The organism is Janthinobacterium sp. 61 (assembly GCF_002846335.1).
Lineage (GTDB): Bacteria > Pseudomonadota > Gammaproteobacteria > Burkholderiales > Burkholderiaceae_D > Janthinobacterium.
In genome coordinates this window covers 5,230,926-5,242,644 of sequence record NZ_PJMQ01000001.1, presented here as the reverse complement: position 1 = coordinate 5,242,644, position 11,719 = coordinate 5,230,926, and the positions used below count along the sequence as shown (strand labels likewise).

General features: G+C 63.2%; 12 protein-coding genes. 5 read left to right on the top strand and 7 right to left on the bottom strand.

Going from position 1 to position 11,719, the window contains the following annotated elements:
* Positions 1-4: 4 nt before the first annotated feature.
* Positions 5-835 carry a pyrroline-5-carboxylate reductase gene (gene proC / locus CLU92_RS23795; RefSeq protein ID WP_101483867.1) on the bottom strand — a complete coding sequence of 277 codons (831 nt, stop codon included), beginning with the start codon at positions 833-835 and terminating at the stop codon, positions 5-7.
* An 18-nt stretch (positions 836-853) separates the two neighbouring features.
* A complete protein-coding gene (locus CLU92_RS23790) occupies positions 854-1,558 on the bottom strand; it encodes a YggS family pyridoxal phosphate-dependent enzyme (RefSeq protein WP_101483866.1) in 705 nt (234 codons plus the stop codon).
* A 70-nt stretch (positions 1,559-1,628) separates the two neighbouring features.
* Here CLU92_RS23790 and CLU92_RS23785 point away from each other — a divergent pair, with 70 nt between their 5' ends.
* The 4 genes from CLU92_RS23785 (at position 1,629) to CLU92_RS23770 (ending at position 6,587) form a co-directional block, all read left to right on the top strand.
* The gene (locus CLU92_RS23785; RefSeq protein ID WP_101483865.1) at positions 1,629-2,672 is read left to right on the top strand and encodes a type IV pilus twitching motility protein PilT; all 1,044 of its coding nucleotides are present in this window, start codon (positions 1,629-1,631) and stop codon (positions 2,670-2,672) included.
* A 3-nt stretch (positions 2,673-2,675) separates the two neighbouring features.
* A complete protein-coding gene (locus tag CLU92_RS23780) occupies positions 2,676-3,815 on the top strand; it encodes a PilT/PilU family type 4a pilus ATPase (RefSeq protein WP_101483864.1) in 1,140 nt (379 codons plus the stop codon).
* A 1-nt stretch (position 3,816) separates the two neighbouring features.
* Entirely contained in the window at positions 3,817-4,302 is a 486-nt protein-coding gene (locus CLU92_RS23775; protein ID WP_101483863.1) for a glutathione peroxidase, read from the top strand.
* A 185-nt stretch (positions 4,303-4,487) separates the two neighbouring features.
* Positions 4,488-6,587 (top strand): bifunctional diguanylate cyclase/phosphodiesterase, encoded by a 2,100-nt coding sequence (locus CLU92_RS23770; protein ID WP_101483862.1) that lies wholly within the window; start codon positions 4,488-4,490, stop codon positions 6,585-6,587.
* A 57-nt stretch (positions 6,588-6,644) separates the two neighbouring features.
* Here the strand turns inward: CLU92_RS23770 and glcF are convergent, their stop codons facing one another.
* The 3 genes from glcF to CLU92_RS23755 are packed head-to-tail and all read right to left on the bottom strand — an operon-like array spanning position 6,645 to position 10,451.
* On the bottom strand, positions 6,645-7,868 hold the full coding sequence (gene glcF / locus CLU92_RS23765; protein ID WP_101483861.1) for a glycolate oxidase subunit GlcF: 1,224 nt from the start codon (positions 7,866-7,868) through the stop codon (positions 6,645-6,647).
* A 6-nt stretch (positions 7,869-7,874) separates the two neighbouring features.
* Positions 7,875-8,945, bottom strand: a complete 1,071-nt coding sequence (glcE, locus tag CLU92_RS23760; RefSeq protein WP_101483860.1) for a glycolate oxidase subunit GlcE — start codon at positions 8,943-8,945, stop codon at positions 7,875-7,877.
* A gap of 15 nt (positions 8,946-8,960) precedes the next feature.
* Complete coding sequence (locus CLU92_RS23755; protein WP_101483859.1) at positions 8,961-10,451, bottom strand: FAD-linked oxidase C-terminal domain-containing protein; 1,491 nt, start codon at positions 10,449-10,451, stop codon at positions 8,961-8,963.
* Positions 10,452-10,602: 151 nt separating this feature from the next.
* Here CLU92_RS23755 and CLU92_RS23750 point away from each other — a divergent pair, with 151 nt between their 5' ends.
* Positions 10,603-11,157, top strand: a complete 555-nt coding sequence (locus tag CLU92_RS23750) for a cob(I)yrinic acid a,c-diamide adenosyltransferase (RefSeq protein ID WP_101484860.1) — start codon at positions 10,603-10,605, stop codon at positions 11,155-11,157.
* A 53-nt stretch (positions 11,158-11,210) separates the two neighbouring features.
* On the opposite strand, the gene CLU92_RS23745 is transcribed toward CLU92_RS23750, so the two are convergent.
* Together CLU92_RS23745 and CLU92_RS23740 are read right to left on the bottom strand one after the other, a co-directional pair.
* Positions 11,211-11,411 carry a hypothetical protein gene (locus CLU92_RS23745; protein WP_101483858.1) on the bottom strand — a complete coding sequence of 67 codons (201 nt, stop codon included), beginning with the start codon at positions 11,409-11,411 and terminating at the stop codon, positions 11,211-11,213.
* Positions 11,412-11,502: 91 nt separating this feature from the next.
* Entirely contained in the window at positions 11,503-11,694 is a 192-nt protein-coding gene (locus CLU92_RS23740; RefSeq protein WP_101483857.1) for a hypothetical protein, read from the bottom strand.
* Between the last annotated feature and the right edge of the window lie 25 nt (positions 11,695-11,719).

Sequence of the window (11,719 nt, the reverse complement as noted above, 5' to 3'; positions counted from 1 at the left end):
GAACTTATTTGCCCAGCTCGTCCCCCATCTCGCGCCCCCGCTGCGCGGCCGCCTTGATGCCCTTGACGATGGCCGCCTTGACGCCGCTCTCTTCCATGCTGGTCAGCGCTGCATACGTGGTGCCCCCTTTCGAGGTAACGCGCTCGCGCAGCAGCGACACGGGTTCGCTGGAGTTCGCCGCCAGCTGCGCGGCGCCCGTAAAGGTGGCAATCGCCAGCTGCGTGCCCTGCTCCGGCGTCAAGCCCAGTTCTGCGGCCGCCTGCTGCATCGCTTCGATAAAGTAAAACACGTAAGCGGGGCCGCTGCCGGACACGGCCGTCACAGGGTCGATCTTCGCCTCGTCGTCGAGCCAGACGGTCTGGCCGACGGCGCGCAGGATGGCGTCCGCCGTCTTTTTCTGTTCCTCGCTGACGCCGCTGCTGGCCACCATGCCCGTGATGCCCATGCCGATCAGGGCCGGCGTGTTCGGCATGCAGCGCACGATGGCGGGGTAATCACCGAGCCAGCGCGACAGGTCTTGCGCGCGAATGCCGGCGGCGATCGACAGGATCAATGGCGCCCGTTCCCCGTCGAGGAAGGGCAGCAACTGCGCCGCCACTTCGCGCATGCTTTGCGGTTTGACTGCCAGCACGATCACGTCCACGGCGCGCAGCGCTTCGTCCGCAAGCATCGCCGTCGTGACGCCGAATTGGGCCTGCAATTTTTCCAGCGCTGGCGCGTGCGGGTCGATCACGTGGATGTTGCCGCCCAAGGTCAACTTGCCGGCCAGGCCGGCGATCAGAGCCGCAGCCATATTGCCGCCGCCCACAAATGCGATATTCAATTCTGTCGTCATGGCGATGCTTTCATTCAATCAGTGAGAGTAATTACGGGAACCGAAGATGGCACTGCCCACGCGCACGATGGTGGCGCCTTCCAGCACGGCGGCGCGCATGTCGGCCGACATGCCCATGGACAGGGTATCGAGCGCCAGCCCTTCAGCCTTCAATTGTTCGTACAGCGCACGCAATTGCGCAAAGGCCCGGCGCTGGAGGGCGACATCCGTTTCCGGCTCGGGAATCGCCATCAGGCCGCGCAGGCGCAAGCGGGGCAGCTGCGCCACTGCGCGCGCCAGCGCTGGCAATTCCGCTGGCGTCACACCGCTCTTGCTGGCCTCGCCGCTGATATTGACTTGCAGACAGATATTCAGGTCCGGCAAGCCGGCCGGGCGCTGTTCGGACAGGCGCGCGGCGATCTTTTCCCGTTCCACCGTGTGCACCCAGTCGAAATGTTCGGCGATGGGGCGCGTCTTGTTGCTCTGGATGGGGCCGATGAAGTGCCAGACGGGTGCGCCTTGCGGCAGCGCAAGCTTGACGGCGGCGATCTTGTCGAGCGCTTCCTGCAAATAGTTTTCGCCAAACGCCGCCTGGCCCGCGCGCATCGCTGCCAGCACGGCGTCCGCGCCAAAGGTCTTCGAGACTGCCAGCAGGGTCACGTCGGTCGGCGCGCGCTGCGCGTCAGAGGCGGCCTGCGCAATACTGTCGCGCACGGCTTGCAAGTTCTGTTCGATTGTGGACATAATCATTTTCTAGTGTATAGGGGCGGCGGCACAGTGCGCCAGCCCATCAATGCAGGCACAGGGATTATAAATGGACATCTCCGAATTACTCGCTTTCTCCGTCAGCAAGAAGGCTTCCGACTTGCACCTGTCTTCCGGCCTGCCGCCGATGATACGGGTCCATGGCGACGTGCGCCGCCTGAACGTGGCCCCGCTCGAGCACAAGGAAGTGCACAGCATGATCTACGACATCATGAACGACAGCCAGCGCAAGGTCTATGAAGAAGCGCTGGAATGCGATTTCTCGTTCGAGATTCCTGGCCTGGCCCGCTTCCGCGTCAACGCCTACAACCAGGAACGGGGTGCTTCGGCCGTGCTGCGCACGATTCCGTCGAAAGTGCTGACCCTGGACGAACTCAACGCCCCACGCATCTTCGGCGAGCTGGCCATGCGCCCGCGCGGCCTCGTGCTGGTGACGGGCCCGACGGGTTCCGGCAAGTCGACCACCTTGGCGGCCATGGTGAACCACGTCAACGAACGCCTGAACCACCATATTCTCACCATCGAAGACCCGATCGAATTCGTGCATGAACCGAAAAAATGCCTGATCAACCAGCGCGAGGTGGGCTCGCACACGCATTCGTTCAGCAGCGCGCTGCGTTCGGCCCTGCGCGAGGACCCGGACGTGATTTTGGTGGGCGAATTGCGCGACCTGGAAACCATCCGCCTGGCGCTGACGGCGGCCGAGACGGGCCACCTGGTGTTCGGCACCCTGCACACCTCGTCGGCGGCAAAATCGATCGACCGCATCATCGACGTCTTCCCCGCCGAGGAAAAGGAGATGGTGCGCGCCATGTTGTCAGAATCCTTGCAAGCCGTCATTTCGCAAAACTTGCTGAAAACCAAGGACGGCAACGGCCGCGTAGCCGCGCATGAAATCATGCTGGCCACGCCGGCCGTGCGCAACCTGATCCGCGAAGCGAAAGTGGCGCAGATGTATTCGGCCATCCAGACGGGCAGCAACGTGGGCATGCAGACGCTGGACCAATGTCTCACCGACCTGGTGCGGCGCGGCACGATTTCCGCAGAAGCGGCCCGCGCGGCCGCCAAGTCGCCTGAAAACTTCCCCGGATAAGCCATGCAAACGACGCACGAACACTATGAAGCCATGCACGCGCTGCTGGCGCAGATGCGCGCACGGGGCGGCTCGGACCTGTTCATCACGGCAGGCTTTCCTGCCGCCATCAAGCTCGATGGCAAGCTGACGCCGCTGGCCGGCGGCGCGCTCGCCGCGCAGCAGGCGGCAGGCTACGTGCGCGCCGTCATGAATGCGCGCCAGGCCGCCGAGTTCGAGTCCAGCCGCGAAGCCAATTTCGCCATCAGCCCGGAAGGCCTGGGGCGTTTCCGCGTGTCCGCCTTCGTGCAGATGGGCCAGGCAGGCATGGTCTTGCGATTGATCAATACCGCCATCCCCTCCCTGGACGCGCTGGGCTTGCCCGCCATCCTGCAAGACATCGTGATGAGCAAGCGGGGCCTCGTCATCATGGTGGGCGCCACGGGCTGCGGCAAGTCGACCACCCTGGCGGCGATGGTGGGCCACCGCAACGCCCACAGCCACGGCCACATTATCACCATCGAAGATCCCGTGGAATTCATCCATCCGCACGGCAACTGCATCGTCACCCAGCGCGAAGTGGGCGTCGATACGGACGACTGGGCCACGGCCCTGAAAAACACCCTGCGCCAGGCGCCCGACGTGATACAGATCGGGGAAATCCGCGACCGCGACACCATGGACCACGCCATCGCGTTTGCCGAGACGGGCCATCTGTGCCTGGCGACCTTGCACGCGAACAACGCCAACCAGGCACTAGACCGCATCATCAATTTCTTCCCCGAAGAGCGGCGCCAGCAGCTGTTGATGGACTTGTCGCTTAATTTGAAGGGCATGATTTCGCAGCGATTGATCCCCAACAAGGAAGGCGGCGGGCGCAAGGCGGCGCTGGAAATCCTGCTCAATTCGCCGCTGATGAGCGAGCTGATCTTCAAGGGCCAGGTGCACGAGATCAAGGAATTGATGAAAAAATCGCGCGAGCATGGCATGCAGACCTTTGACCAGGCCCTGTTCGACCTGCACGAAGCGGGCGCCATCAGCCATGAAGATGCGCTGCGCAATGCGGACTCCGTCAACGACCTGCGCCTGGCGATCAAACTGAAGGGCACAATGGCACCGGCAGCGGCGCCGTCGGCGAACGCCACCACACTGGGACTCATCTGACATGAGCAGCATCCACGATTTCCAGGCCGAGGCGCTGGACGGCACGCCCGTCGATCTGGCGCAATACCGAGGCAAGGTGCTGCTGATCGTCAACACGGCCAGCGCCTGCGGTTTCACGCCCCAATACCAGGGCCTGGAAGCGCTGTACCGCGAATTCCATGAGCAGGGCCTGGTCGTGCTGGGCTTTCCCTGCAATCAATTCCGCCAGCAGGAACCGGGTTCGCGCGAAGATATCAAAGCCTTTTGCGAAAAAAATTTCGGCGTCACCTTTCCCCTGTTTGCCAAGGTTGATGTGAATGGCCCGCATGCCCATCCCCTGTTTGCGCAATTGAAACAGGCGGCGCCCGGCATACTGGGCACGCAATCGATCAAATGGAACTTCACCAAGTTTTTGGTGCGCAAGGATGGCAGCGTATTTCGCCGCTACGCGACGGCCAGCAAACCGGCCGGCCTGGCGGACGATATTCGGCAATTGCTACAGGAATAGCAATGCGATGCCTTTAATTTATAACAATAAATGCTGAAATCAATCAATCTGCATTTATTTCATGCTTGATATCAATATTGTGTTTCCAATAGCAAATTTCGGTGATAATGTTGACATAATTATTCGCAGATATCGATCAAAAAACGATGCCAGTCTTTGGGAAAATAATATCTTCATGGATGCGGATGGGCATTTATTCCCGCCTATTCATTCCTATTTTCTTCCTGATACTCGCCGTTTGCGCTGTCCGCTATCACGCCCTGCTCGGTACGGAAAGCGCGCTGGCCAACGCGCGCTATCAGAGCGATGCCCGCCAACTCGACCTGTTCCTGGCCAATAGCGTGCTGCCGCTGACCGTGCACACGAACAGTCACGCGATGCACGACAAGGTGCGGCAGGTGCTGCGCAGCGCCCTGCCGCTGAACCGCAGCCTCGCTTCCGCGCACTGGGATACAGCTGGCGGGCATGTCGAAGTGCTGGCCGACAAACCGCTGGCCGACAGCGTGCCCGCCTGGTTCGCGCGCCTGGCTGGCATCACGCCCATCCGCAGCCGCCTGACGGTGGCGCTGCCGGACGGCGGCGACGGCATCCTCGCCCTGCACTACACGCCCGCACTGCCTCTGGAGCAGGTATGGCACCGGGTGCGCGAACAGGCCGTCCTCAGCACCATCAATATCGCCCTGGTCTTCCTCCTGCTGGGCTTGATCCTGGCGTCGCACCGCCGGCTGCTGGCGCGGCTCGTGCAAGCGACCGATCGCTTCCGCGAAGGCAATTTCGCCGTGCGCCTGGCAGTCGGCGCCACGCCCGAAGCGCGAGCCGTGTCGGACTCGTTCAACAGCATGGCGGGCGATGTCGAAGAGCTGTTGACGTCACTGAAGACCAGCCAGCGCCAGCTGGGCGAACAGCTGAACGAAACCATGCACATGCAGCAGGCGCTGCAAAAACTGTCGTGGCAAAACTACAATGATGTACTGACGGGTTTACCCAACCGTGCCGCGCTGGCCGCCCGCTTCGAACAGGAACTGTTCCTGGCGCGCGAACGCCAGCGCCTGCTGGCCGTCTGCCTGTTCGACCTCGACCACTTCCAGGCCATCAACGACCGCCACGGCGCCGAAGCGGGCGATGAAATTCTCAAGCAGGTGGCTGCCCGCCTGCACAGTTTTACGGGCCAGGTCCACTACGCGGCGCGCCTGGGCGGCGATGAATTCGTCATGCTGCTGTGCGGCCAGGCCAACATCGCCAGCATCGAACAGAACGTCACGCAATTGATGCAGGAACTGAGCCACCCCTACCAGTGCGACCAGCAGGCGCTGCACATGACGGCCAGCGTCGGCATCGCCGTCTATGCGGGCAAGGACTTGAATACGGAAAGCCTGCTGCGCCACGCCGACCACGCCGTCTACCAGGCGAAATTGACGGGGCGCAACCAGTACCACTTCTTCGACACCAATCTCGATGAAGAAGTGCGTACCCAGCACAACCAGCGCACGGAAGTGCGCCAGGCCCTGATCAACGGCGAACTGCGGCTGCACTACCAACCCAAGGTGAACATGCGCGCCGGCACGGTGGTGGGCATGGAAGCATTGCTGCGCTGGCAGCATGCGCGTCGCGGCCTGCTGGCGCCCGCGCAATTCCTGCCGCTGGTGGAGCAGACGGATTTGATCATCGACATCGGCGAATGGGTGCTGCGCCAGGCCCTGTGGCAGACGCATCGCTGGGCGGCTTGCGGCAAGCATTGGGTAGTCAGCGTGAATATCGCGGCGCGCCACTTCCAGCAACCCGACTTTGTCTCGCGCCTCGAAACCATCCTCGGCGAATTTCCCAGCGTGTGCGCCAGCATGCTGGAACTGGAAATCCTCGAATCTTCTGCCCTGCACGACATCCAGGACGTGCGTCGCATCATCCGCGCCTGCCAGGCGCTGGGCATCACCTTTGCCCTCGACGATTTCGGCACCGGCTATTCATCGATGTCCTACTTGAAGCGCCTGCCGGCAAACATCGTCAAGATCGACCAGAGCTTCGTGCGCAATATGCTTAACGACCGCGACGACCTGCACCTGGTGCGCGCCGTCATCGGCCTGGCCCGGTCATTCAGCTTGACGGTGATCGCCGAAGGCGTGGAAAGCGTCGAGCATGGCGCGCGCCTGATCCAGCTGGGCTGCGACCTGGCGCAAGGCTACGGCATCGCCCGCCCCATGCCGGCCGACGCCGTGGTGGAATGGGCGAACAATTTCGTCCCAGCCCCGCAATGGCGCATCGCGCAGTACAGCGAAGTGCCTATGTAGAGCTGATTCCAGCAGATGAATACATCTCCTGCTGGCGCTCCCTACCGGGATAGGCTCTTAGGGGTTCAAGGCCGCGTCGATCAGCTCGATCCAGTGCCGCACGGGCGTCTCGGTGCCAGACTGCAGGTGACTCAGGCAGCCGATATTGGCCGACACGATCATGTCCGGCTCGCACGCTTCCAGGTTCGCCACCTTGTTGTCGCGCAGCTGCTGCGACAGTGCCGGTTGCAGAATCGAATACGTGCCCGCCGAACCGCAGCACAAATGGCTGTCGGCGCACAGGCGCACATCGACGCCGACGGCGCGCAGCACCTGCTCCACCTTGCCGCGTACCTGCTGGCCGTGCTGCAGGGTGCAGGGCGGGTGATACGCCACTCGCTTGCCGATGCGCCCTTTCAGCAGGTCCACCAGCTCCGTTTCAAACGCCGGCATGATCTCGGACAAATCGCGCGTCAGTGCGGCGATGCGCCGCGCCTTCTCCGCATAGTGGGCATCGTGCGCCAGCAGATGTCCATATTCCTTGACCGTGGCCCCGCAGCCGGATGCCGTCATGACGATGGCTTCTGCGCTGTCCACATACGGCCACCAGGCGTCGATATTGCGGCGCATGTCATCCAGCGCGGCTTCCTGGTCATTCAGGTGATGGCGCAGCGCGCCGCAGCAGCCCGCCTTCGGCGCCACGATCAGCTGCACGCCCAGGGCATCAAACACGCGCGCCGTAGCCGCGTTGATGTTCGGCGACATGGCCGGCTGCACGCAGCCGTCGAGCAGCAGCATGCTGCGCGCGTGCTGGCGCGTGGGCCATGCGCCGGCGGCGGCGCCCGGGCGCAATTTGTCCTGCAAACTTTTGGAGAGCAAGGGCCGCAGTGCCTGCCCCGCCTTGTACACGGGCGTAAACAGCCAGCGGCGTGGCAAGGCTTCCTTCAGGGCGAAGCGCAAGGCCCGTTCGCGCAAGGGGCGCTGCACGCGCTGCTCGACGACATTGCGGCCGATATCGACCAGGCGCCCGTACTGCACACCCGAGGGACAGGTCGACTCGCAGTTGCGGCAGGTCAGACAGCGGTCCAGGTGCATCTGCGTCTTGGCGGTGACGGGCGCGCCTTCGAGCACTTGCTTGATCAGGTAAATGCGTCCGCGCGGGCCATCGAGTTCATCGCCCAGCAACTGGTAGGTGGGGCAGGTGGCCGTGCAAAAACCGCAATGCACGCAGGCGCGCAAGATGGCTTCGGCTTCGTCGCCTGCCGGCGTGTTCTTGATGAAATCAGCGAGATTGGTTTGCATGCGCGCTCAATACATTCTGTGCGGGTTGAAGATGCCGGCAGGGTCGAAAGCCTGCCGCAGGCGCTGGTGGATGGTGGCAACGGCAGGCGCCAGCGGGTGGAACACGCCCACCGCCTTGTCGCCGCCGCGGAACAGGGTGGCGTGGCCCCCAAGCGCAGCCACCGCCTGGCGAATGTGCCGGGCGCTATCGGCATCGGCGTCGCCGTCGAGCTTCAGCCAGCGCTGTGCCCCGCCCCACTCGATCAGCTGGCGCCCCTTTAAAATCACGGCACTGGCGTGCGGCGGCAGAGACAAGCGCCACAGGCTGCCCGCGCCCGCAAAGAAAGCATGCGTCTGTTCGCGCACGTCCAGCCAGAAGGCGGCCGCGTCATCGGCTGCCAGCAGTTCGCCGTCCAGCGTGCGCAGCGCCGCCGACACGGCCGCTTCGGCGCCGGACAGGCGTACCGTCAGCACGCCGTCGTGCCAGCAGCTGGCCGATATCGGCAGCGGCTTGCCCGCCCATTCATTGAGCAGGCGCAAGGCGGCGATTTCAGCGCACGCCAGACGAAACGTCGCTTCGCGCAAGGGCAAGGGCAGCACCTTCAGCGACACTTCCAGGATCAGGCCCAAGGTCCCCAGCGAGCCGGCCAGCAGGCGCGAGACATCGTAGCCAGCCACGTTTTTCATCACCTGCCCGCCAAACGCCAGGCGTTCGCCATGGCCATCCATCAGCACGGCACCCAGCACAAAATCACGTAAAGCGCCCGCACTGGCGCGGCGCGGCCCGGACAGCGCGCTGGCGACGACGCCGCCCACCGTGGCTTGCGAGCCGAAATGCGGTGGTTCGAAGGCCAGCATCTGGTTGCGCGCGGCCAGCGCCGCCTCGATCTCCGCCAGCGGCGTGCCGCAGCGGGCCGTGATCACCAGCTCCGTTGGTTCATAGTCGATGATGCCCGCATACGCGCGCGTATCGAGCACCTCGCCGTCGAATTGCTGGCCATACCAGTCTTTCGTACCGCCGCCGCGCAGGCGCACGGGACTGCCCGCTGCGCTGGCGGCCAGGATGGTCTGCCTGAATTGTTCCACGATTGCTTGCAAGGGAGTCTCCGGCGGTTAAAAACGGGGCAGGTTGGCGAACGGCAGGCGTCCTGCGGTCACATGCATCTTGCCGAATTCGGCGCAGCGGTTCAAGGTGGGGATCGCCTTGTCCGGGTTCAGCAAGGTGTGGGGATCAAACGCGCGCTTGACGGCAAAGAAGGCATCGAGTTCGGCGCGCGTAAACTGCACGCACATGGAATTGATCTTTTCCATGCCCACGCCATGCTCGCCCGTGATGGTGCCGCCGACGGCCACGCACAGAGCCAGGATGTCCGCGCCAAACGCCTCGGCGCGCTCGAATTCACCGGGCTTGTTGGCGTCGAACAGGATCAGGGGGTGCAAATTGCCATCTCCCGCGTGGAACACATTCGCGCAGCGCAAGCCATGTGTCGTTTCCATGCCGGCGATGCCCGTCAGGACTTCCGCCAGTTTTTTTCTCGGGATGGTGCCGTCCATGCAGTAGTAGTCGGGCGAGATGCGACCAGCGGCGGGAAAGGCATTCTTGCGGCCGGACCAGAACTTCATGCGCTCCGCTTCCGACTGTGAGACGGCGATGGCGATGGCGCCCGCCCCTTCCAGCACGGCCGTCATGCGGGCGATTTCCTCTTCCACTTCCTCGTGCGTGCCATCAGCTTCGCACAGCAAAATGGCCGCCGCGTCGGTGTCGTAGCCGGCCTTGACGAACGGTTCGACCATGCGCGAGGACGTCTGGTCCATCATTTCCAGCCCGGCCGGGATGATGCCGGCGGCGATCACGTTGGCCACGGCATTGCCACCCGTGACGACGTCGCCGAACGAGGCCATGATGACACGCGCCGTAGCCGGTTTCGGTATCAGCTTGACCGTCACTTCCGTGACGATGCCCAGCATGCCTTCGGAGCCGATGAAGACGGCCAGCAGGTCGAGGCCGGGCGAGTCCAGGCATTCGCCGCCCAGTTCCAGCACATCGCCAGCGATGGTAACAACGCGCACGCGCAGCACATTGTGCACGGTCAAGCCGTATTTGAGGCAATGCACACCGCCCGAATTTTCCGCTACGTTGCCGCCGATGCTGCAGGCGATCTGCGAGGACGGATCGGGTGCGTAGTACAGCGCGTAGGGCGCGGCCGCTTCGGAAATGGCCAGATTGCGCACGCCCGGCTGGACCACGGCCGTGCGCGCGTAGGCATCCAGGCGCACGATGCGGTTCAGGCGCGCCGTCGACAGCACCACGCCATCGGCGATGGGCAAGGCGCCGCCCGACAAGCCCGTGCCGGCGCCGCGCGGCACGATCGGCACCTTCAGTTCCCGGCAGACGCCGAGGATGGCGATGACCTGCTCTTCCGTATCCGGCAGGGTGACCACCATCGGCAACTGGCGATAGGCGGCCAGGCCGTCGCATTCATACGGGCGCGTATCTTCGGCGTCGGACAGCACGCAGCGGGCAGGCAGCACGGCCAGCAGGGCCGCAACGACGGCTTGCTGGCGCGCAGCGGTCAATCCGGATTCAGGGGCAGCATTGAGCATAAGATGGGGGCAAAAAGGCATGGGCGTGCAACGATTGTAAGCACAAAAGTGGCGTGCAGCGCATTTTTTGTCCGATTTGCAGCCAAATCCGCAGCCAGGCGGCGCGCAGTGTCGTATGCTGCCCCCATTCTTCTTTGACAGGATCGGCATCATGGGTAACCGACTTTCGAAAATCGCCACGCGCACGGGCGACAATGGCAGCACCGGCCTGGGCGACGGCAGCCGCACCAGCAAGGACAGCGCGCGCATCCACGCCATGGGTGACGTGGACGAACTCAATTCAAATATCGGCTTGCTGCTGTGCGAAGCCATGCCCGACGCCTTGCGCGAGGAGCTGGTGGCCATCCAGCACGATCTGTTCGACCTGGGTGGCGAAATCTGCATCCCGGGCTATCAGCTGATCAAGGAAGAGCACGTGCTGCGCCTCGATGATTTACTGGCGAAATACAATGCGGACTTGCCGGCCTTGAGTGAATTCATCCTGCCGGCCGGTTCGCGCGCCGCCTCGCTGGCGCATGTGTGCCGCACCGTATGCCGCCGCGCCGAGCGCAGCATCGTCACGCTGGCCAATGCGGAAACCCTTCATGAACATCCGCGCCAGTACGTGAACCGCCTGTCGGACCTGCTGTTCGTGCTGTCGCGCGTGCTGAACCGATTTGCCGGCGGCAGCGATGTACTGTGGCGGCATGACCGCACGCGGGGCTGAGACAAAATAGGCGCGGCCAGGCCTGCAAGAACAGGCCTCGCCGCGCGCCGTGCTTATTGATTTACCTGGTCGCAGCGTTGATAGCACATGCGATGAATCTTGGTGCAGGCGCCGGACGACGTCGGCCGGTTGATCATGCACTGCTCCAGCCCCTCATCGCATTGCGTATAACATTCCGCCTCGCCGCCGCCGGCCATCGCGTACGAGGCGCTGACGCCCATGGCAAACAAAAAGAAACCCAGTTTTTTGAACATAAGTACTCCTGTTGAATTGACAGACGATCACAGACATCCATGGCGCGCCGTCTCTTACGCGCCATCCATCAGCTGGTAGTGCATCCGCGCGTCACTGACGCGGTGGGCGCAGGCATTCCTTCTGGCAAGCCTGATAGTTTTCGATGCAGGCCGGCTGGCCGAATTCCACGCAATCGAGCAGGTTGCGATCGCAGACAAAGGTGCAGTCCGGGCCAAATGCCTGGGCACTGAAGGACAGCGCGGCGCCGGCGGCAAACAGGAAAACGGCAATCTTTTTGAACATGGCGAGCCTTTCAAGTTAAAAAACT